Source organism: Bacteroides sp. AF34-31BH (assembly GCF_003602795.1).
Classification (GTDB): Bacteria; Bacteroidota; Bacteroidia; order Bacteroidales; family Bacteroidaceae; genus Bacteroides; species Bacteroides uniformis.
This window is the reverse complement of the sequence record NZ_QTLV01000010.1, coordinates 47,379-68,860: the sequence shown is the minus strand read 5'-3', so window position 1 is coordinate 68,860 and position 21,482 is coordinate 47,379. Positions and strand designations below refer to the sequence as shown.

Below are 21,482 nucleotides of genomic sequence, written 5' to 3'. Positions count from 1 at the left end.
TGTGGTAAGTGATGATACCCTCCGGTTATAATCCGAATGAGAACTTATCGATGGATTGATATACCACACTTGCAATACTCAGTACCACAATACCCAGCGTGCAAATGGCCAGGCTGGCACGTGTATAGTTGTCACTGCGGAATGCTGCAATCGGCTCGTCGCTCTTGTTGATGTACATTGCCTTTACAATCTTCAGATAGTAATAAAGCGAGATGATTGTATTGATAAGGGCAATGAATACCAGCAGATGGAAGCCGCCTTCGAAAGCTGCCGCGAAGATGAAGAACTTCGAGAAGAAGCCCGCAAACGGCGGGATGCCTGCCAGAGAGAACAGTGCCAGTGTCATCAGGAACGCCAACTTCGGATTAGTGGTATACAGCCCGTTATAGTCTTCAAGTGTGAACTTGCCTGCTCGCAGTGCCACAATCGTGATAACGGTAAATACGGCAAGATTGGCAAACATATATATCAGCACGTAGTATACCAGCGACGTCATACCTTGTGCGCTTCCGCTGATGACACCCAGCATGATGTAACCTGCTTGCGAGATACTGGAGAAAGCCATCAACCGCTTCAGGTTCTGCTGGCGTAGGGCGAAGAGGTTGGCAATTGTGATGGAGGCGATGATAACCCAGTACAGCACTTCCTGCCATTGTTCCACCATCGGAGCGAATACCTTGATGAGAGTAGCCATCAGCACGAAAGCGGCAGAGCCTTTAGAGATGACACTCAGATAGGCTGTCACCGTGCTTGGAGCACCTTCGTAAACGTCTGCTGTCCAAAGATGGAAAGGCACCAGTGATATTTTGAATCCCATGCCGGAGAAGAAGAATACGAATGCCATAATCTGCAACGGGTCGCCGGTGAGGCGTGCCGGTATGTCGGCAAAGTAGAGAGTGCCTACCGTACCGTAAATCAAAGATAATCCGTATAGCAGCAATCCGCTGGAGAACAGTGCCGTGAGAATATATTTGGCACCTGCCTCGGCAGAGTGGTGGCGGTATTTGTCGAAGGCAACCAGGGCTGCCATCGGGATGCTTGCCGTCTCCAGGCCGATAAAGAACATCAGGAAGTGTCCGGCGGAAATCATGAAGTACATACCCAGCAGGGTGGAAAGTGTCAGAATGTAGAACTCACCTTGTTTGATGGCAGTGTCCGGACGGCGCATCCATTCGTGCGCCATCAGGAATACAATCAGTGTACCTATACTGAGGATGGATTTCACGATGCTCTGTATCGGCTGATTGTGATACATGCCGCCAAAGGCATCGGCCACAGGACCGGGGACGATGGTGATAAGTGTGTGTATGGTCAGCAGAGCAACGGGCAGCATTGTGTTCAGCACCGGTTTGCCGTCATTCTTGTGTGCATCCGGACTCATGAAGAGGTCGGCGACAAAAAGGATGACGATGACCAATATCAGCGAAAGCTCTTCTTTGAGCAGGAGGAATTGGGAATAATCCATATCTATTTACGATTTTACGATTTACGATTTACGATTGAAATTACTCTTGGGATTTACGATTTTATGATTTACGATTGAGGTTACTCTTGGGATTTACAAGTCATTTATCAATCGTAAATCGTCAAATCGTAAATAAATCAGTTATTGGCAGCACGCTGTCTCCAATCATGCCGCTAATCCACCATGGTGCCATACCAAGGGCGGCAACGCATGCTATGAGGATAATGACCGCTGTGCGTTCGTCCCAAGTGGCGTCGCTCAAAGTGAGGTGATGCTTGTTAGTGCAGGTGCCGTAGAGAATCTTTCCTACCAGTCGCAGGATATAGACTGCTGTAATCACGATGGAACTGCATGCAATGACTGTCCATACGCGGTGGAACGTATCGGGATGCTGGAACGAACCGGTGAAGATGGTCATTTCGGCAATGAAACCGCTGAGTCCGGGTAATCCCAGATTGGCAAGACCGGCGATTACATAGCAGACAGCCAGGAAAGGCATAATCTTCATCAGACCGGAGAGTTCGCGGACGTCACGCGTATGGGTACGTCCGTATATCATACCGATAAGGGCGAAGAACAAGGCTGTCATCAGTCCGTGAGAGAGCATCTGCAGAACAGCACCCGTGCAAGCTGTCTGGTTCATCATCAGAATGGCGAACAACACCAGACCGCAATGGCTGACGGAAGAGTAGGCGTTGATATACTTCAAGTCGGTTTGTACACAAGCGGAGAATGCGCCGTATACCACGGAGATTCCGGTAAGAATCAAGAATATCCATCCCAGTTCTTGTGCAGCTTCGGGCATCAGGTACATGGCTATGCGGAAACATCCGTAACCTCCCAGTTTCATCAATACACCGGCATGGAGCATGGATACGGCAGTCGGTGCGGAGGCGTGACCGTCGGGGCTCCATGTGTGGAACGGGAACAGAGCGCCCAGCACACCGAAACCGAGGAAGGTGAGCGGGAACCAGATACGTTGCTGTTCGATGGGAATATTGTGCATCTGTGCTATTTCCAATAGATTCATAGAGGTGGCTCCGGCACCGTAGTAGATACCCAGGATACCGATAAGCAGGAAGGCGGAGCCGCCCATCAGCATCAGTGTCAGCTTCATGGCGGAGTACTCCTTGCGTCCCGACCCCCATACACCGATAAGCAGATACATGGGAATAAGGGCAACCTCGTAGAACATGAACATGGTGAACAGGTCTATCGAGATGAAGAACCCGAACACACCGATGGAAAGGAAGGTGAACCAAAGGAAATATTCTTTAGTCAGCGGTTGCAGCCTCCAGGAGGCGAATGTTCCGGTAAAGACAATGATGGCCGAAAGCAGCAGCATGGCTACCGAAATACCGTCTACTCCTACCGAATAGTGGATGTTGAGTGCAGGATACCAGACCATGTCGGCACGGAACAGCATTTCATCCGTGGCACCAGCGTGGCGTGCATTGAGGTACATCACGGTCAATGCCGCAGAAAGAACCAGCAGAGCCGATGCACCGGTCACCATCACCGCGCGTATTTGTGCGATGTTGCGGCTGAGCCAAAGACCCAGCAACATCAGCAAGGGGATGAGTACGAATAATGATAAAAAGTTCATCTTTATATTTACGATTTAACGATTTACGATTTACGATTGAAAAATCTCGGGTTATAGCAATAGTAGCAGTATCAGTGCCAGCGTGCCCAGCAGGAATACAAATGTATATTGCTGGATGCGTCCGCTTTGCAGGCCGCGTATCTCTTCACTGGTAGCTTCAGCCCCCCAGGCAAGGAAGTTGAAGAAACCGTCGACCACGTGGCGGTCCCACCATGCAATGGGGTGGCAGATGCAGCCGAAGATGATGCGGTGGGTGATGAACTGGTAGACCTCGTCCAGATAGAAGCGGTGGTAAGCTGCTGTCCACAAGCCTTTGAAACGGTGTGCCAATGTATCGGCAACGGGTTGCCGGCTACCTGCATAGATGTAGGTGGCAATGGCTATGGAAACCACCGCTACGGCGATACTTGTACCTGCCACACTCCAATCCAGATGGATGTTATATGCTTCACCGTTGGAACTGATGAAGTGTCCGAAAGGAATGAAACCGGCAATTATCGTAACCACAGCAAGGAGCATCAGGGGCAGGGTCATCGCCAGAGGACTCTCGTGGGGGTGAGGCATGTGGCTGTCGCCCCCATCGCTTGCCGACTTTTGCCCCGGCTCTGAGCCGGCCCAAAAGATACCATAATAAAGACGGAACATATAGAATGCTGTCATACCTGCAATCACTGTCATAATCCATCCCATAGTGGGGCTGAACTGGAAGCATGCCGTCAGGATTTCATCTTTGGAGAAGAATCCGGAGAACGGCGGGATACCTGCAATGGCGAGACATGCGATGAGGAACGTGATATGCGTAATGGGCATATACTTCCGCAGTCCACCCATGGCAGACATCTCGTTGCTGTGTACGGCATGGATGATGCTACCCGCTCCGAGGAACAGCAATGCCTTGAACATGGCGTGTGTGAACAAGTGGAACATGCCTGCCATGTAGCCCAGTCCCCCTTCGTGTGGGTCGGCTGATGTACATACACCCAGCGCCACCATCATGAAACCGATTTGGGAGATGGTGGAGAATGCCAGTACACGCTTGATGTCACTCTGCACACATGCCACACTGGCGGCATAGAATGCCGTGAAGGCTCCTACGTATGCCACGATGTGCAGCACGCTGGGAGCATATTCTATGAACAACGGGAACATGCGTGCCACCAGATAGACACCTGCAACCACCATTGTGGCGGCATGAATCAGTGCACTGACCGGCGTAGGACCTTCCATGGCATCGGGCAGCCAGATGTGCAACGGGAACATGGCACTCTTTCCGGCACCACCGATGAACATCAGTCCCAAGGCAAGCGGAATCATTGCCGCACCGCCCTTTGCCAGCGCCATCTCATTAGGGCTGAAGGTGTATGTACCGGCATAATACCCATAGACGAGGATACCTATAAGGAATCCCAGGTCAGCAAAACGGGTCACGATAAACGCCTTCTTCGAAGCGGCAATAGCCGCCGGCTTCGTATAATAGAAACCAATCAGCAGATAGGAGGACACGCCCACCAACTCCCAGAACAGATACATCTGGAAGATATTCGTTGCTACTACCAGTCCGAGCATGGACATGGTGAAGAGCGACAGGAAGGCGTAGTAACGCTGGAAACCGCGTTCGCCCTTCATGTAGCCGAAAGAGTATATGTGTACCAGCAGCGAAACGGTACTGATGACCACGAGCATCATAACCGAAATCGGGTCGAGTAGGATACCCATGTCGATACTGAGGCTTTCTGTGAAAGGCAGCCATTTGAAGTTATAGGGCATCAGCGCCTCGTACGTACCATCGGCAAGGCGGGGAGCGCTGAAGTACATTCCTGCGGTGAGATAGGAAAGCACTGCGACCACACCCAGTGCCGTAGTTCCGATAAGGCCGGCAGTGCGGTGTGACATCCATTTACCTCCAAGTCCCAGAGCGAGGAAAGAGAGGAAAGGGAGTAGAAGGATTAATATTGTATATTCCATAATTTAATTGATAATTGAAAGGTGAAAGTTGAAAACTGAAAGTGAAAAGTTAATTTTTCACTTTCTGTTTTCAACTTTCCACTGTTTAATATTTCATCTCATCCAGTTTGTTCACCTGGATGCTGCGGATGTTACGGTAGATGTTAATCATGATGGCAATGGCTACAGCCGTTTCGGCCGCCGAGATGGCGATGGAGAATAAAGAGAAGAAATATCCTTCCAGTCCTCCGGGGAATAGGAAACGGTTGAACACCGCAAAGTTGATGTCCGTGGCATTCAGAATCAGCTCGATGCTGATAAGTATTGCCAGTGTGTTGCGGCGGGTGAAGAACCCATAGATGCCTGCGAAGAACATGATAGCCGAAACTATCAGATAATATTCCATGTGTATCATAATTCTTATCTTTTACGTGCTATTAATAATCCGCCTACGATACATGCCAATAACAAGATGCTGACAGCTTCGAAGGGAAGCAGATAACCATACTTGTCACCGCTCAGCATGTGGTGACCGATGGTCTTGATGTTGACCTCCAAAGGTTCCACGTCGGTGGTGGCAATGAACTTATGCTTCAAAGTGATGAATACTACGATGATGGCACCGCCCACGGTGGCACCCAGTCCGGCAAGGAACCTGCTACGCTTTAACTTCTCGATGACATCGCCTTCGCCACTGGTAAGCAGTATGGAGAAGACGTAGAGCACTACGATACCGCCGGCATAGACCATAATCTGCACGGAACCGAGGAAGGTGTAACCCAGCAGAAAGTAGATGCCTGCCGTACCGAAAAGCACGAACAGCAGGTAGGTGGCCGAGCGCACCATGCGGTGGGTCGTTACCGTCAAGATGGAAAATACGGTGATAAAGGCCGCAAGGAAGTAGAATACTACTGTTTCAAGAGTTATTTCCATGTTGTTTAATTACAAGTTACTATTAACGAATTACTTTGTTGTCTCTTCTTTGGGAGCAGCGGGTTTCTTTTTTTCTTCTACATGGCTGCCCGGACGGTTCAGCGTCATGACCAGTTTCGTGCGGTCAAACACAGCATGCTCAAAATCCTGGTCGAACGTGATGGCATCATGAGGGCAGGCATTCACACAGAGTTGGCAGAACATGCACGAACCGAGGTCGTATTCGTACTTAACCAATATCTTCTTTTTCTTGCCGTCTTCCGTTTCAACCATCTCGCCGGTCACCTTGATAGTGTCGTTGGGACAAGCCATCTGGCACAAACCGCAAGCTACACACCGATGTTCATTTTTATCATTATGGGGCATGGTCAGCGTGCCACGGAAACGGTCGGAGAGTTTCAATGTCAAGCGGTTTTCCGGATATTGTTCGGTAGTCTTTCGTCGGCAGAATACGGTCATGGTTGTCTTCATACCCGTCAGCAGAGAAGTGACGCCGTGTATGAGTCCGCTGATATAAGAGTTCTTTTCTTTCATTACTTTTGCCTTTATTAAAATTATCCGCAAGGAAATCTTGCTCCGGCGCTACGCCGGTTAGAAATGCAATTTAAATACTACAATTAATACCATCAAAATCAAGTTCACCATAGAGATGGGTACCAGGTACTTCCACTCCAGATTCAGAATCTGGTCAATACGCAGGCGGGGGAAGGTCCACTTTATCCACATCAGCAGGAAGACTACGAAGAAGGCCTTTCCGAAGAACCATACAAATCCCGGAATGTAATCCATCACTGCGTTGAAGCCGTCCAGGCCTACGATGTGTAGCGGCATCCAGCCTCCCAGGAAGATGGTGGCTGCCACGGAGGCTACGATAAACAGATTCAAATATTCTGCCAGATAGAAGAATCCGAAGCCCATACCGCTGTATTCCGTATGGTATCCGGCAGTCAACTCGCTTTCGGCTTCGGGCAAGTCGAAGGGACCGCGGTTGGTTTCCGCATTTCCGGCAATGAGGTAGATGATGAAGGCTATCAATGCAGGGATATGTCCCTTGAAGATGAACCAGCCGTCAGCTTGTCCTTCTACTATTTCGGAGAACTGCATGGTTCCCATCAACACTACCATTGTCAGTATGCTCAATCCGCAGGACAACTCGTAGCTGATAATCTGCGCACCGCTTCGCATGGCTCCAATCAGCGAGAATTTATTGTTGGAACTCCAGCCTGCCAGCAGGATACCCACTACGCCGATACTCGATGCAGCCAGCAGGAAGAACACTCCTACATTGAAGTCCAATACCTCCAATCCCTTGTTGATGGGCAGGCAGGCAAATGTCAGGAAAGAAGCGATGATTACCATGAACGGTGCCAGATTGTAGAGGAACCGGTCAGAGAATTTCAAATCAATGATTTCCTTTGTCAACATCTTGATGACGTCGCAGGGCACTTGGAGCAATCCCCATTTCCCCACGCGCATCGGACCGAGGCGGCATTGGAAGAAGGCGCATATCTTACGCTCCATGTAAATCAGGATGATGGCAAGCACGGCATACATCAAGATGATGCATACGCCAATCACCACGCATTCGAGGAATATTGCCAGTCCTTCCGGCATCAGGGAAGTCAGCATCTGGTGTATCCAGTTGGTTACTATACTAAAGTCAAACACGTTGTTCATTTACTATTTACAATTTACTATTTACAATTTACGAGGCGCTTTTTGATTTACAATTCACAATGTACAATTTACAATTTGGCTGCGCTGTAATTCCGCATGGTAAATTGTAAATTGTCAAATCGTAAATCCTTTTATCTGTCAATATCTGGTACTACATAATCCAATGTTCCGCCAATGGCAATAAGGTCGGCGATTTTAGCTCCGCGGCAAATCGTATTTACGGTCGATACCAATGGCAAGCCCGTACTGCGGAAATGCAGGCGGTAAGGCATCTTGTCGCCGTGGCTTTCGAGGAAGACGCCGAACTCACCGCGGCTACCTTCTACGGCTGCATAATAAGTGCCTTCCGGTACGCGGATAATAGGTTTCATCTTTTCCTGGTAGGCTCCTTCCGGGATGTTGTCTATCAGTTGCTCGATAATTTTCAGGCTCTCCAGAATTTCATCCATACGGATAAGGTAGCGTGCCCATGAATCGCCTTCGGTGCGGATGACTTCTTTAAAGTCCACCTTGTCATATACGGCATATGGCATACGCTTACGCACGTCGCAGGCCCATCCGCTGGCGCGTCCGGTGCCTCCGGTAGCTCCAAAGGCGATGGCATCTTCCCGTGAGAGTATACCCACACCTTTCAGACGTTGCTGGGCAATGATGTTCCCGGTGAATACGTCGTGATATTCGTGTAGGATACCGCGGAGGTAGGGGATAAACTCCTTCACTTTCTTTACGAAGCCGGGAGCAATGTCTGCCTGCACGCCACCGATGGTGTTGTAGTTCATGATGAGGCGTCCGCCGCAAGTTTCCTCAAAGATGTCGAGTATCTTTTCGCGGTCGCGGAAACCGTAGAAGAAGGCCGTTAATGCACCCAGGTCCATAGCAAGACAAGAATAGAACAGCAGGTGAGAGTCTATTCGCTGCAACTCGTCCATGATGGTACGTATGTACTGCACGCGTTCGCTTACTTCCACGCCCATTGCCTTTTCGATACACATGCACAAGGCATGGCGGTTCTGGTGTGCGCCCAGGTAGTCCAGACGGTCGGTCAGAGCCAAGGTCTGCGGATAGGTCAGGCTTTCGCACATCTTCTCGATACCCCGGTGGATGTAGCCGCAGTTGGCATCAATCTTGTCGATGATTTCACCCTCCAATGATACACGGAAACGCATTACGCCGTGGGTGGCCGGATGTTGGGGACCGATGTTCACCACATATTCCTCATCACCGAAAAGTTGCATCTCCTTATTCTTGATGCTACCGTCGGGATTCAGCTCCAATTCCATGGTAGTGTCCACCGTTTCTTCGTTGTCCATACGCAACGGATTATCTTTTTCCGGCTCATTGTCTTTACGCATGGGATAGCCTACCCAGTCATTGCGCAGATAGAGTCGGCGCATATCCGGATGACCAATGAAAACGATGCCGTAAAAGTCGTAGACTTCGCGCTCGTTGAAATCCGCAGCTTTCCAGATATCGCTGACGGAAGGAAGTTCGGGATGTTCCCGGTTTAGAGTGGCGGTGCGTACCGCTATCCGTTCGCCGGTAACAGTAGATTCCAACAGATAGACTACGCCGAGTCCGCGGGGGGTGTCCGGTGCGTCTTTCTCGTCGGGTATTCCCCAATCCATACCGCTGAGGCATTCCAGGAAGTCCATTTGTTTCTCTTTCCGCAGACGCAGCATTTCGTCGTGCAGGACTGAGGGCTCTATGTATTTTATTTCCATATTTTTAAGTACTGATTAGTGGTTCTCTTCTTTTCTGTTTACTCCACCGAAGTATTTCTCTATTTTCACTTTACGCTGCAATTGCATCATGCCGTAGTAGAATGCTTCCGGACGCGGAGGACAACCGGGAATGTAGACATCCACCGGCAGAATCTTGTCCACACCGTTCACCACGTGATAGGATTTCTTGAACGGGCCTCCGCTGACGGCACAGCCGCCTACGGCTACTACATATTTCGGATCGGCCATCTGGTCGTAAAGACGTTTCAGAACGGGAGCCATCTTGTTGGTTATTGTTCCGCAAACCATAATCATGTCTGCCTGGCGCGGACTGGCACGGGCTACCTCGAACCCGAAGCGCGCCATATCGTAGCGGGCTGCGCCGAGGGCCATGAATTCGATACCGCAACAACTGGTTGCAAACGTAAGAGGCCACAGTGAGTTGCTGCGTCCCCAGTTGACGAAATCGTCCAGTACGCCAAGGGCGACATTGGCGCCTCCGGCATTAAGTTCCCGAACCAGTTTCTCCAACGTTTCGTTGTCTGTAAACTCCTCATAAGGGATAGATTTAATTTTCGGTTTCTTTGTTACTTCCATTCCAAAGCTCCTTTCCTCCAGGCATAAGCAAGGCCCAGAATCAATATAATCAGGAAAAATAAAACACTGAAAAGTCCTGCCACGCCAAGTTCGCGGGTGATGACTGCCCAAGGGAACAGAAATACCGTTTCCACTTCGAACATCAGGAACAAGATGGCAAACAGATAGTAACCTACCCGGAATTGCATCCACGATTTACCGCGGGTAGGGATACCACACTCGTACGGCTCCATCTTCTGTGCATTGTACGAACGGGGTGCTATCGCATTGGAGAGCGCGATGACGATACCCACGAAAGCGATTGCCGTCAATAAGACGACCACTAACAAAGTAAAGTTCATAAACCTGATAAGATTTTAGATATATAATAATAGATACATCGCACCGGAGGACAAAACCTCTGATTTGTTGTCCGGCGAGGTCAGGGGCAAGCGTCTGCGCTTGCAGGCCTTCTAAATGATAATCTTTCTTAGCCCGAACACGTAATAATTCGCGTCGGGTACGGGATGAGGAGACAGATTCAACAAACGGTCGCATTCCGGTGCATAGGCATGCTGCTGCATCTTGTAGATGTACATGCGCAGGAGTACGCTTTTGTTGGTTGGTACTTGCGTATGGTCCACATGTTCTATGCAGAGGGAGTTTGGTGAAAACAAGTCGTAGAACTTCTGGACTGCTTGTTGGGTGGTAGGAGCTTGTGACAGCGTACAGCATTCTGCTTGTCGGGTGGCAGGAACGCACAAAATATCTGCAGCTCCGGTTGCACTGTCGTGCAATAGGGCTGCAAAGATTATGATTAAACAGTATTTAATGCATTGCTTCATACCACAATTCTCTCTTTCAAGGGCGCAAAGATATAATAAGTATTGTTCAATTTGCTATCCCCGCATAACAAAAAATGATTATTTTTACACTTTTTATCCTAAATCAATTCCGTTTCCAGAAATCCGGTGTGAAAAGCAGCAGTACGGTAAATAACTCAAGACGACCCAGAAGCATTAAAAAGGATAACAGCCATTTAGCTGCATCGGGCAGGGCATTCCACGAATAGGCAGGTCCGGTTTCGCCTAACCCGGGTCCCATATTGCCGATACTGGAAATAACGCAACCCAACGATTCCGCAGTTCCTACTCCCATAGCCATCATCAGCAATGTACTGACGATGATGATAATCAGGTAGATGAAACAAAAAGCCAGTACGGTGGAGACTATGGAGGGAGGTATAACCTGCTTGTTTATCCGAATCGGAAGAACAGCATTGGGATGTAGGATATGCTTGAACTCATTTCGCGATACTTTGGTAAGAATCACCATGCGTATGCATTTCAGGCCGCCGGTGGTACTGCCTGCGCAAGCCCCCATCAGCATGATAATGGTAAACAGTCCCCAAAGTACGGGTGTCCATTTCATGTAGTCGTCTGTTGCAAAGCCGGTGGATGTCTGGAGGGAAATCACCTGGAACAGGGATTTACGGAAGGACTCTTCCATTCCCATGCAACTGGTATAATAGAGTACGAGCGCTATGATGGCGGTAAAGAGTACGACTGAACCGAAATAGAATTTCAGCTCGGCATTGCTGATGAACTTCTTGAATTTCCGGTTGACGAACAATAATAATAAGGTGAAGTTGATGCCGGAGATGAACATGAAAATGGAGATTACATATTCTATGTAAGGAGAATTGTAGTGGGCGACGCTTGCCTGCTTGGTGGAAAAACCACCGGTGCCGGTAGTGGCAAAAGCATGACAGATGCTGTCGAACCAGTCCATACCTCCAAGCATCAGCAGGCCGACAAGCAGAGCTGTTATGCCGGCATAGATACTCCAAATCCATTTGGCGGTTATGCCGATGCGCGGATGCACCTTGTCATGCGTAGGACCGCTTGCTTCGGCGGCGAATACCTGCAAACCGCTGATTCCGAAGATGGGGAGCACGGCGATGGTAAACATGATGATTCCCAAGCCGCCAATCCACTGTGTCATACTGCGCCAGAACAATATTCCATGGGGGAGTGATTCGATATTATTCAAGATGGTGGCGCCCGTACTGCTGAAACCGGACATGGTCTCGAAGAATGCATTGGTAATGTCGGGAATGTATCCGCCTATATAAAAAGGCAACATTCCGAAAAGGGAGAATGCCACCCAGGCAAAGCTGACCAATACATATCCGTCACGGCGCGTCAGTTGCCGTTCGCCTCCCTTGCCGAGAAATGCCAGCAACAGACCTACTCCTGCTGTGATGCCTCCCGCTTTCCAGAAATCGAGCATGTCACTTTCTCTATAGTAGAAAGACACGCCCGAGCAAACTAGGAACATAGTTGTTTCCAGCAATAGCAGAATACCGATAATCCGTATGATTGTCTTAAAGTTAATCATTTATTCAGTTGATAATTGATAGTTGGCGATTGAGAATTACCAACTGTCCATTCTCCATTAGTTAAAGTATTTTTCGATTTTCTTAATCATCATGTTCAGGCAGAATACCACCACATGGTCACCCGGCTGTATCAGGGTGTTACCCATAACCACGACGCCTTCCCCCTGACGGATAAGTCCGCCGATGGTGGTTCCTTTCGGGAGGCCGAGGTCTTTTACCGGATGTTTGGTAATCTTCGAGCCGGCCTTAACGGTAAATTCCGCTACATCGGCATTGGCAAAGGTCAGGCATTTCACGTTGCTGACGTCCGCATCCAGCATCATCTGGTAGATGTGGCTGGCAGCAATCATCTTTTTGTTGATGACGGTGCCGATGTCAAGGCTTTCGGCCATGCCTATGTAGTCGATGTTCTCCACTTCCGCTACGGTTTTGCTGACTCCCATGCGTTTGGCGGCAAGGCAGGCCAGGATATTAGTCTCCGAGTTGCCGGTCAAGGCAACGAAGGCTTCCGTATTTTTCAGTCCCTCTTCCACAAGCAGGTCCATATCCCGTCCGTCGCCATTGATAATCATGGTACGGTCGTCAAGCAGCTCGGTCAGGCGGTTGCAGCGGTTCAGGTCGTTGTCCACGATTTTCACCTGCATGTAGTCCGGGACATATTGGGCGGTGCGTACGGCAATCCGGCTTCCACCCATAATCATCACGTTGCGCACATCGGCATAATCTTCCTTGCCGGCTATTTTGCGGATGTAGGGGACGTATTTTCGTGTGGTGGTAAAGTATACGATGTCATGTAGCTTGATGGTATCGTCACCACGGGGAATCAGTGTTTCGCTTCCCCGTTTGATGGCTACCACGTGATAGGGCAGCTCCGGTCCGCCCAACTCATGGAGGGGGATGTTCAGTATCTCGGCTTTTTCGCGCATCTTGGTACCTATCAGTATCAAGGCTCCTCCGCAGAATTCCCACCATTGGCGTACCCAGCTCATGCGGATGGAAGATACGATTTCTTTGGCGGCAAGCATTTCCGGATAGATGAGTGAATCGACACCCAGCTTCTGGAAAAATTCCTTGTTTTTGGGCAGCAGGTATTCGTAGTTGTCAATACGGGCTACGGTCTTTTGTGCTCCCAGATTGTTTGCCAGCATGCATGCGGTCATGTTCCGGCTTTCATCGGGGGTGACGGCTATGAACAAGTCTGCCTCTCCCACTCCCACTTCTTTCAAGCCTTTTATGGAGGTAGGGGAGGCCGTAGCCGTCATCAAGTCAAAGTTGGAGTTCAGTGTGCTCAACTTGTCTTCGTTGTCGTCCATCAGAATGATGTCCTGCTTCTCGCGGGACAGCAATTTGGCCAAGTGTGTGCCTACTGCGCCGGCACCTGCAATAATTATTTTCACTTTCTTTATGGAAATGAAGAATGAGGAATGAAGAATGAAGAATTTGCCATGCGGCGTGCTTGCATCGCGTAGCTGAATTCTTCATTCCTCATTCCTCATTCTTAATTAATAATGTATAAATTCCTTCTTCGTCCATTTCGCAAAGATGATACAACTCTTGTATGGTGCCGTGTTCTATGAAGGCATCGGGTACACCGATACGCCTGATATGGGGAATATAGTCATTGTCTGCCATGAACTCCAGTACGGCACTGCCCATTCCTCCTTTTTTGACACCGTCTTCTATAGTGACAACATGCTGGAAGTTGAGTCCTACCTCGTGCAGTAGCGCTTCGTCGAGCGGCTTGAGAAAACGCAGGTCGTAGTGGGCTATGGAGATTCCTTTGTCCTTCTCCGCACGCTCTATGGCACGTGCGGCTACGTTGCCTATGGGACCGAGGCTGATGACTGCCAGGTCTTTGCCTTCTTTCAGTTTACGCCCTTTGCCTACGGGGATTTCTTCCAGCGGACATTTCCAATCCAGCAATACGCCGCGTCCGCGGGGATAGCGGATGACGAACGGACCTTGGTCCGGTAACTGTGCCGTGTACATCAGACGGCGCAATTCATGTTCGTCCATCGGTGAAGATATGGTCAGGTTGGGAATCGGACGGAAATAGGCCAGGTCGAAAACTCCGTGGTGTGTCGGTCCGTCTTCTCCTACCAGTCCGGCGCGGTCCAGGCAAAGTACGACGGGGAGGCGGAGCAGGGCGATGTCATGGATGACATTATCGTATGCCCGCTGCATGAAGGAGGAGTAGATGTTGCAGAAAGGCTGCATTCCTTCTTTAGCCATACCGCCCGAGAAAGTGGCTGCATGCCCTTCGGCAATACCCACATCGAAGGCACGGTCGGGCATGGTGTCCATCAGCTTGTTCATGGAGCAGCCGGTGGGCATGGCGGGGGTTACTCCGACGATTTTCGGATTTTCCTTTGCCAGTTCTACCAGCGTTTCCCCAAACACGTCCTGGAAAAGCGGAGGCAAATTGCTGGTGTCCGCCTTGAGGCGTTCTCCGGTTTCCGGATCGAACTTGCCCGGTGCATGCCAGATATCGGGATTCTTCTCAGCAGGTTCGAATCCTTTTCCTTTTACAGTGTGCAGATGCAGTATTTTCGGTCCCTGCATATCTTTGATGTCCCGTAGGACACGGGCTATGTTTTTCACATCGTGTCCGTTGATAGGGCCGAAGTAGCGGATGTTCATCCCTTCAAAGATATTCTGCTGTTGGGCGGCCATTGATTTCAGACTGTTGGCGAAGCGAATCAGCGCTTTGCGGCGGTCCTCGTTCAAAAGTCCCATTTTGAACAGCAGTCTGGATGTCTTGAAGCGCAGCTGGTTATAGCGGTTGCTGGTAGTCAGGTTGAAAAGGTACTGCTTCATGCCGCCTACACTTCTGTCTATCGACATATCATTGTCGTTGAGAATGATAAGAAGGTTGTTAGGGGTAGACGAAGCGTTGTTCAGTCCTTCGAAAGCTAGGCCGCCGCTCATGCTTCCGTCGCCGATGATGGCCACTACATGGCGGTCCTTTTCGCCTTTTTCGGCAGCGGCAACAGCCATGCCAAGGGCGGCGGAGATTGAATTTGACGCATGTCCGCAGGTGAATGTGTCATAATCGCTTTCCTCTGGTGAGGGAAAAGGACGAACTCCCTTGAATTTACGGTTGGTGGAGAATGCTTCACGGCGTCCGGTCAGTATCTTGTGCCCGTACGCCTGATGGCCTACATCCCAGACTATGCGGTCGTACGGAGTATTGAATACATAGTGCAAGGCAACGGTCAGCTCTACCGTGCCCAGGCTGGCAGCGAAATGTCCGGGGTTACACGAAACCTCCTTTATAATGTCTTGCCTCAATTCTTTACAGACTTCAGGAAGCTCTTCTACGCTGAGTTGGCGTAAATCCTCGGGAAATGTAATGGTGTTAAGCAAGTTATATGTTGTTGGTTCTGTTCTCATTTCTAATCTGAAGATTACAAAATGCAAAAATAGCAAAAGAAAACGGATGGCGGGAAGTTTTAGAAGGAAAAAAAGCCTCTTTTGTTCACTTCTGTTTTTGCTTTCTCTTTGCATACGCCACATTTCTCGTTCAGCCTGCCTATGGTTAAGGGAAAAGATGCCTGATAGTAAATCGTTCCTCCATGGAGAAAATATTGTTCCATCCTGGGGGAAAAATCGTTCCACCATGGTGGAACGATTTTTTCTCCATATAGGAATGATTTGGTGTTAGTAGACAAGGATATTAATCCTTCCAAAGATTGACTTTTATTCTCGCACGTGACCGTCTGTGATAAGAGCTGCTCTACACTTGATGTTTGTTGAAAAATGTAATTTTATAAATTATTTATTGCAACTTTTTAGAAGCTTTGGTTGTTGTTGATATAATATTATGTATATTGCGAAGTGGAATATGTCCTGTTTATCAATATGTTATACAATTCTGAATTGTATGTGATGGTATTCTTGGTTGTAATATGTGTCGGAATGGGGTGTAATCACGAATTGTTAAATGAATAAACAATGAATGATATGAAGAAAAAGCTCAACTTTGGAATTTTGGCTATTATGGGCGTAGTGGTATTTTCCGCTTGCGGTTCTGATAGCGATTTGTTCGACCCGGAAAAGGCGGCGGCTAAGAAAGAGGCACAGTATGCATCGGCTTTCGTGCAGAAGTATGGAGAAATTGCAGTTGATCAGGATTGGGGATTTGGGGCAACACCGACAACGCGTGTTGCTAACACTAATAGCAATCAATGGAAAGATTTTACGGAAGTACCCGAGGGTATTACGGCTACAGAAAAAGAAGTGGTTACGGAATGGTTTAAAACACATCAGAATCCACAATCCATTGGTGTGGATTGGACCGACTTTTTTGTTCAACATGTAAGTGGCTCACACTCTAATATGGATTTTTTGGTTGCAGCATCAGATGACCATGTCAATAATTTTAATGCTACTGAGGGGGCTATAATGCTAATGCAGAATAGTGGAACGTCTTCTTTTGGCTATAGGGCTTCTTTGGATAGTAAAATGCACTATAATTATACTATACAATATATTGGGGGTGCTTATTATGTGGGATTTGACTTTGAAGCTACCGGACAGAACCCAAATCAACAAGTGGATGCAGATGGGTATTATAGTGATTGGATTGTGAAGATTTCTCCGGCCGTATATACGAATGCGTACAGAATCATAGCAGAAGACCTTGGAGACAGTGATGATTTTGACTTCAACGATGTCGTGTTTGATGTAGCGACCAATGGGGGAGCAACTATCATTACCCTGCAGGCTGCGGGTGGTACTTTGCCTTTGTATATTGAGGTAGGCGGTGATAGCCGTGAAGTTCATGAACTCTTTGGTGTTTCTAATACTACAATGGTAAATACGGATGCTGGAGCAACTAAGGCTCCGGTGATGTACAGAGTTAACGGTACCGGTGCCGTAAATATCAAAGTGGAAGGCCAAAATGCTGAAGTGTATATACTGAAAGCAGAGATAGGCAAAGCTCCGCAGAAAATACGTGTAGAGACAAGATATGAATGGACTGCTGAACGTCAGGATATTAATGATAAATATCCAGGTTTTGCAGATTGGGTGGCTGATCCTACGGCTAATTGGTATTAATAGAACATATAGTATTTTTATTTAAGGCAGATGATATAATGAAAGGTTATATCATCTGCCTTTTTATGTTTCGACCGTTATATATTGAAATTTACTATCTTTGTGGCGTAGCAAGCAGTTGGTACATCATTTTTTTCGAGAAAGTGAATGGTTTATTTATTCCGAGCTTATGAATCTTTATACGCCTGTAGAAGTAGTTTCCAGTATGCCCCTTCTTTCGCAAGAGAATAATCTGTTGCTGATGGGTTCTTGTTTTGCGTCCGAGATGGGGCAAAGGCTGGCGGATGCCAAGTTCCGTTGTGACGTCAATCCTTATGGTGTGCTTTATAATCCGTTTTCCATTTCTGCGGCATTGCGTGAAATCATTGCGGGCAGATGCTACAATGAAAACGATATTTTCCTCTTTCATGAACTTTGGCACAGTGCCATGCATCATGGTAGCTTTTCCTCAGTCTCTGCAGAGGAAACATTGGCAGGCATTAACGGGCGTTTGAAAAGCGCCCATGAAAGGCTGGACCGGTTGGATTGTCTGCTGCTGACTTTCGGCTCTGCCTGGGTTTATGAAAATAAAAAGACGGGAACTGTAGTTGCCAACTGTCATAAGCAACCTGAGTCCTGCTTTACCCGCCGTATGCTTTCTGTCAGTGAAATAGTATCTGACTACACCTCTTTGCTTTCCGGCTTGCTGGCGCGGATTCCCCGGTTGAAAGTGTTGTTCACCGTCAGCCCCATCCGCCACGGGCGTGACGGAATGCATGCCAACCAGCTCAGTAAAGCTACCTTGCTGCTTGCCGTGAACCAGTTGCAAGCCACTTTCCCAGAACATGTTTTCTATTTTCCGGCTTATGAGTTGCTGCTCGACGAGCTTCGTGACTATCGCTTCTATGCAGAAGACATGGTGCATCCTTCCGAAACGGCCATTCGCTATGTCTGGGAACGGTTTACCCAGTCGTGCATCTCTGCCGATGCGTTACGGATTATGGAAGAAAGTGAAAATATCCGTAAGATGTTGTTGCATAAGCCATTTTATCCCGCTTCAGAAGAGTATAAGCGTTTTTTAGGACAAATTGTGTTAAAAATAGACCAACTTAACGGAAAATACCCGTACTTAGATTTCCAAAAAGAGAGAGAAATATGTCGTATTCGATTGAAAGCATAACCGAAAGTATTGGCGCACGGCGTATGGGAAACGTGCCGGCTACCATAGACTGGCTGCTCACTGACAGCCGTTCCCTGAATTTTCCTGAGGAAACATTATTCTTTGCCTTGACCACCAAGAGGAATGACGGTGCGCGCTATATTGCAGATTTATATGCCCGTGGAGTACGTAATTTTGTGCTTAGCGAAGAAAGCTTTAGATTAATGGACAATGGACAATTGACAATTGACAATGCTATGCAGCGTGATGATGCGCAGTCAATTGTCAATTATCTCATTGTTCCCAACCCGCTGAAAGCCTTGCAAAAACTGGCGGAACAGCATCGGAACCGGTTCCAGATACCGGTCATCGGTATTACGGGAAGCAACGGTAAGACTGTTGTGAAGGAATGGCTGCACCAGTTGCTCAGTCCGGAACGTGCCATTATCCGTTCTCCCCGCAGTTATAACTCCCAGATTGGAGTGCCTTTGTCTGTGTGGCAGATGAACGAACAGTCCGAACTTGCTATTTTTGAAGCCGGTATTTCCGAGCCGGGGGAAATGCGTGCTTTGCAGAACATCATCAAGCCTACCATAGGTATCCTGACCAATATAGGAGGGGCTCACCAGGAAAATTTCTTCTCGTTGCAGGAGAAATGCATGGAGAAGCTGACGCTTTTCAAGAATTGTGATGTAGTGATTTATAATGGTGACGATGAGTTCGTCAGCAACTGTGTGGCGAAGTCCATGCTGTCTGCACGTGAGATTGCGTGGAGCCGGAAAGATATGGAACGTCCTCTATATATAAGTAAGGTGGAGAAACGGGATGACTGTACTGTCATTTCCTATCGCTATCTGGATATGGATAATACGTTTACTCTACCGTTCATAGATGATGCTTCCATCGAGAATTCGCTGAACTGCCTGGCCGCATGCCTCTATCTGATGCTTCCTGCCGAACAGATTACAGAACGTATGGCAAGGCTAGAACCCATCGCCATGCGGCTGGAAGTCAAGGAGGGAAAAAACAACTGTCTGTTGATTAACGACAGTTATAATTCTGACCTTGGCTCATTGGATATTGCACTCGATTTTCTTTACCGCCGTTCGCAAAGTAAGGGATTGAGGCGGACTTTGGTTCTTTCGGATATATTGGAGACCGGTCAGAACACGCCGACACTTTACCGACAAGTGGCACAGCTGGTAAACAGCCGCGGCATTGAACGCATCATAGGTGTAGGAAATGAAATATCTTCCTGCACCGCACGTTTTAATATAGAGAAGACCTTTTATCAGGATACGGCGGCCTTGATACGTGCCATCCAGCGTGGGGAACTTCGCCTTGAGAACGAAATTATTCTGATTAAGGGTGCACGTAAGTTCGGTTTTGACTCCTTGACGGAAGTATTGGAGAAAAAGGTGCACGAAACCATCCTGGAGGTTAATCTTGGAGCGATGATTGCCAATCTGAACTATTATCGTGGCAGGCTGAAGCCGGAAACAAAGATGGTCTGCATGGTGAAAGCCTCCGCTTACGGTGCAGGTTCTTATGAGATAGCCAAGACTTTGCAGGAACATCATGTCGATTATCTTGCCGTGGCGGTTGCCGACGAAGGCTCCGAACTCCGCAAAGCGGGCATCACTGCGAACATCATTATCATGAATCCTGAGATGACTGCTTTCAAGACCATGTTCGATTACAAGCTGGAACCCGAAGTATATAGCTTCCATCTGCTGGACGCTTTGATTAAAGAAGCGGAAAAGGAAGGTATCACAAACTTCCCCATCCACATAAAGCTGGATACCGGTATGCACCGCCTGGGGTTTGCTCCGGAGGACATGCCCCGGCTGATAGAGCGGCTGAAGGGACAGAATGCCGTGATTGCCCGTTCCGTCTTCTCGCATTTGGTAGGGAGCGATTCGCAACAATTCGACAGTTTTACACGCCGGCAGATAGAAATGTTCGAGAAAGCGTCCATGGAATTGCAGGAGGCTTTTCCGCATAAGATACTTCGCCATATCTGCAATTCCGCAGGTATCGAGCGTTTCCCGGGGGCGCAATTCGATATGGTGCGCCTGGGTATCGGCCTCTATGGTGTCAATCCCATAGACAATTCCATTATGAATAATGTGAGCACGTTGAAGACTACCATCCTCCAGATACGTGATGTTCCCGAAGAGGATACGGTGGGGTATAGCCGGAAAGGGCATCTCACCCGTCCGTCGCGTATAGCGGCTCTTCCCATCGGTTACGCCGACGGCCTGAACCGCCATCTTGGAAATGGACATGCCTATTGTCTTGTAAACGGCCAACGGGCAGCCTATGTAGGGAATATCTGCATGGATGTCTGTATGATTGACGTGACGGACATTGATTGCAAGGAGGGTGACAGTGTGGAAATTTTTGGTGACCATCTGCCTATAACCGTTCTTTCCGATGTACTCGAAACTATTCCTTATGAGGTGTTGACAAGCGTTTCTACGCGGGTAAAACGTATTTATTATCAAGACTGAAGATAGGGGGCAGGGATTAGGGATTAGGGATTGCGATAAAATTAATCCTTAATCCTTAATCCCTAATCCTTAATTTTCCTATCTTTGCACTATAATTAATCAGATATAACTATGACAAACTTACTTTTATTAGGCTTTCTGCCCAGCGGTTCCGAATGGATAATTATTGCATTGGTCATCTTACTGTTGTTTGGTGGTAAGAAAATTCCCGAATTGATGCGTGGTTTGGGCAAAGGAGTGAAGAGCTTCAAGGATGGCGTGAATGAAGCCAAAGAAGAGATAAACAAGGCTCAGGAAGATTTGGATAAACCGGCTGAAAAGAAATAAAGGAACAAGGGTATTTACTATTTGACAATTTACTATTTACTATTTGATACTCTGAGAAGTTCAGGAGTATGGGTAGGCTTGTTGCCTTTTCCACAGCGCAGCCCAAATAGTAAATTGTCA

The 21,482-nt window shown here is 48.3% G+C and carries 18 protein-coding genes; 4 read left to right on the top strand and 14 right to left on the bottom strand.

Going from position 1 to position 21,482, the window contains the following annotated elements:
• Window positions 1-25: 25 nt before the first annotated feature.
• The 14 genes from DWZ67_RS14640 to dxs all read right to left on the bottom strand — a co-directional run bounded on the left by DWZ67_RS14640 (window position 26) and on the right by dxs (window position 15,716).
• Window positions 26-1,465, bottom strand: a complete 1,440-nt coding sequence (locus DWZ67_RS14640) for an NADH-quinone oxidoreductase subunit N (RefSeq protein ID WP_117588658.1) — start codon at window positions 1,463-1,465, stop codon at window positions 26-28.
• Between the two features lie 121 nt (window positions 1,466-1,586).
• The gene (locus tag DWZ67_RS14635; protein WP_005823976.1) at window positions 1,587-3,071 is read right to left on the bottom strand and encodes a NuoM family protein; all 1,485 of its coding nucleotides are present in this window, start codon (window positions 3,069-3,071) and stop codon (window positions 1,587-1,589) included.
• Between the two features lie 51 nt (window positions 3,072-3,122).
• Complete coding sequence (gene nuoL, locus DWZ67_RS14630; protein WP_117703475.1) at window positions 3,123-5,036, bottom strand: NADH-quinone oxidoreductase subunit L; 1,914 nt, start codon at window positions 5,034-5,036, stop codon at window positions 3,123-3,125.
• 85 nt (window positions 5,037-5,121) lie between these two features.
• Window positions 5,122-5,430 (bottom strand): NADH-quinone oxidoreductase subunit NuoK, encoded by a 309-nt coding sequence (nuoK, locus tag DWZ67_RS14625; RefSeq protein WP_117749173.1) that lies wholly within the window; start codon window positions 5,428-5,430, stop codon window positions 5,122-5,124.
• Between the two features lie 5 nt (window positions 5,431-5,435).
• The gene (locus tag DWZ67_RS14620; RefSeq protein ID WP_005823970.1) at window positions 5,436-5,948 is read right to left on the bottom strand and encodes an NADH-quinone oxidoreductase subunit J; all 513 of its coding nucleotides are present in this window, start codon (window positions 5,946-5,948) and stop codon (window positions 5,436-5,438) included.
• 30 nt (window positions 5,949-5,978) lie between these two features.
• Entirely contained in the window at window positions 5,979-6,482 is a 504-nt protein-coding gene (locus DWZ67_RS14615; RefSeq protein WP_120139173.1) for a 4Fe-4S binding protein, read from the bottom strand.
• A gap of 57 nt (window positions 6,483-6,539) precedes the next feature.
• The gene (nuoH, locus tag DWZ67_RS14610) at window positions 6,540-7,616 is read right to left on the bottom strand and encodes an NADH-quinone oxidoreductase subunit NuoH (RefSeq protein ID WP_009037156.1); all 1,077 of its coding nucleotides are present in this window, start codon (window positions 7,614-7,616) and stop codon (window positions 6,540-6,542) included.
• A 140-nt stretch (window positions 7,617-7,756) separates the two neighbouring features.
• On the bottom strand, window positions 7,757-9,346 hold the full coding sequence (locus DWZ67_RS14605) for an NADH-quinone oxidoreductase subunit D (RefSeq protein ID WP_016274121.1): 1,590 nt from the start codon (window positions 9,344-9,346) through the stop codon (window positions 7,757-7,759).
• Window positions 9,347-9,361: 15 nt separating this feature from the next.
• Window positions 9,362-9,943: an NADH-quinone oxidoreductase subunit B gene (locus DWZ67_RS14600; RefSeq protein ID WP_005823959.1), complete on the bottom strand. Its 582-nt coding sequence runs from the start codon at window positions 9,941-9,943 to the stop codon at window positions 9,362-9,364.
• Window positions 9,934-10,284: an NADH-quinone oxidoreductase subunit A gene (locus tag DWZ67_RS14595; RefSeq protein ID WP_005823956.1), complete on the bottom strand. Its 351-nt coding sequence runs from the start codon at window positions 10,282-10,284 to the stop codon at window positions 9,934-9,936. The genes DWZ67_RS14600 and DWZ67_RS14595 overlap by 10 nt, the downstream gene beginning before the upstream one ends.
• Window positions 10,285-10,395: 111 nt before the next feature.
• Window positions 10,396-10,767, bottom strand: coding sequence for a hypothetical protein (locus DWZ67_RS14590; protein ID WP_005823953.1), 372 nt, complete (start codon window positions 10,765-10,767; stop codon window positions 10,396-10,398).
• Window positions 10,768-10,870: 103 nt separating this feature from the next.
• Window positions 10,871-12,322 (bottom strand): TrkH family potassium uptake protein, encoded by a 1,452-nt coding sequence (locus DWZ67_RS14585; protein ID WP_120139171.1) that lies wholly within the window; start codon window positions 12,320-12,322, stop codon window positions 10,871-10,873.
• Window positions 12,323-12,379: 57 nt separating this feature from the next.
• Window positions 12,380-13,720 carry a Trk system potassium transporter TrkA gene (trkA, locus tag DWZ67_RS14580; protein WP_057088557.1) on the bottom strand — a complete coding sequence of 447 codons (1,341 nt, stop codon included), beginning with the start codon at window positions 13,718-13,720 and terminating at the stop codon, window positions 12,380-12,382.
• Between the two features lie 88 nt (window positions 13,721-13,808).
• Entirely contained in the window at window positions 13,809-15,716 is a 1,908-nt protein-coding gene (dxs, locus tag DWZ67_RS14575) for a 1-deoxy-D-xylulose-5-phosphate synthase (protein ID WP_044468467.1), read from the bottom strand.
• Between the two features lie 570 nt (window positions 15,717-16,286).
• Here dxs and DWZ67_RS14570 point away from each other — a divergent pair.
• The 4 genes from DWZ67_RS14570 (at window position 16,287) to DWZ67_RS14550 (ending at window position 21,362) form a co-directional block, all read left to right on the top strand.
• Window positions 16,287-17,384 (top strand): hypothetical protein, encoded by a 1,098-nt coding sequence (locus DWZ67_RS14570; protein WP_120139243.1) that lies wholly within the window; start codon window positions 16,287-16,289, stop codon window positions 17,382-17,384.
• A 169-nt stretch (window positions 17,385-17,553) separates the two neighbouring features.
• The gene (locus tag DWZ67_RS14560) at window positions 17,554-18,543 is read left to right on the top strand and encodes a GSCFA domain-containing protein (RefSeq protein WP_120139167.1); all 990 of its coding nucleotides are present in this window, start codon (window positions 17,554-17,556) and stop codon (window positions 18,541-18,543) included.
• Complete coding sequence (locus DWZ67_RS14555; protein ID WP_120139165.1) at window positions 18,519-21,035, top strand: bifunctional UDP-N-acetylmuramoyl-tripeptide:D-alanyl-D-alanine ligase/alanine racemase; 2,517 nt, start codon at window positions 18,519-18,521, stop codon at window positions 21,033-21,035. Before DWZ67_RS14560 ends, DWZ67_RS14555 begins: the two co-directional genes overlap by 25 nt.
• A 111-nt stretch (window positions 21,036-21,146) precedes the next feature.
• Window positions 21,147-21,362, top strand: coding sequence for a twin-arginine translocase TatA/TatE family subunit (locus DWZ67_RS14550; protein ID WP_005823939.1), 216 nt, complete (start codon window positions 21,147-21,149; stop codon window positions 21,360-21,362).
• Window positions 21,363-21,482 lie beyond the last annotated feature (120 nt).

Excerpts from the sequence above, each read along its gene's own strand:
- DWZ67_RS14640 (WP_117588658.1), bottom strand. The coding sequence starts at position 1,465 with ATGGATTATTCCCAATTCCTCCTGCTCAAAGAAGAGCTTTCGCTGATA.
- DWZ67_RS14635 (WP_005823976.1), bottom strand. The coding sequence starts at position 3,071 with ATGAACTTTTTATCATTATTCGTACTCATCCCCTTGCTGATGTTGCTG.
- nuoL (WP_117703475.1), bottom strand. The coding sequence starts at position 5,036 with ATGGAATATACAATATTAATCCTTCTACTCCCTTTCCTCTCTTTCCTC.
- nuoK (WP_117749173.1), bottom strand. The coding sequence starts at position 5,430 with ATGATACACATGGAATATTATCTGATAGTTTCGGCTATCATGTTCTTC.
- DWZ67_RS14620 (WP_005823970.1), bottom strand. The coding sequence starts at position 5,948 with ATGGAAATAACTCTTGAAACAGTAGTATTCTACTTCCTTGCGGCCTTT.
- DWZ67_RS14615 (WP_120139173.1), bottom strand. The coding sequence starts at position 6,482 with ATGAAAGAAAAGAACTCTTATATCAGCGGACTCATACACGGCGTCACT.
- DWZ67_RS14605 (WP_016274121.1), bottom strand. The coding sequence starts at position 9,346 with ATGGAAATAAAATACATAGAGCCCTCAGTCCTGCACGACGAAATGCTG.
- DWZ67_RS14600 (WP_005823959.1), bottom strand. The coding sequence starts at position 9,943 with ATGGAAGTAACAAAGAAACCGAAAATTAAATCTATCCCTTATGAGGAG.
- DWZ67_RS14595 (WP_005823956.1), bottom strand. The coding sequence starts at position 10,284 with ATGAACTTTACTTTGTTAGTGGTCGTCTTATTGACGGCAATCGCTTTC.
- DWZ67_RS14590 (WP_005823953.1), bottom strand. The coding sequence starts at position 10,767 with ATGAAGCAATGCATTAAATACTGTTTAATCATAATCTTTGCAGCCCTA.
- DWZ67_RS14585 (WP_120139171.1), bottom strand. The coding sequence starts at position 12,322 with ATGATTAACTTTAAGACAATCATACGGATTATCGGTATTCTGCTATTG.
- dxs (WP_044468467.1), bottom strand. The coding sequence starts at position 15,716 with ATGAGAACAGAACCAACAACATATAACTTGCTTAACACCATTACATTT.
- DWZ67_RS14570 (WP_120139243.1), top strand. The coding sequence starts at position 16,287 with ATGAAGAAAAAGCTCAACTTTGGAATTTTGGCTATTATGGGCGTAGTG.
- DWZ67_RS14560 (WP_120139167.1), top strand. The coding sequence starts at position 17,554 with ATGAATCTTTATACGCCTGTAGAAGTAGTTTCCAGTATGCCCCTTCTT.
- DWZ67_RS14555 (WP_120139165.1), top strand. The coding sequence starts at position 18,519 with ATGTCGTATTCGATTGAAAGCATAACCGAAAGTATTGGCGCACGGCGT.
- DWZ67_RS14550 (WP_005823939.1), top strand. The coding sequence starts at position 21,147 with ATGACAAACTTACTTTTATTAGGCTTTCTGCCCAGCGGTTCCGAATGG.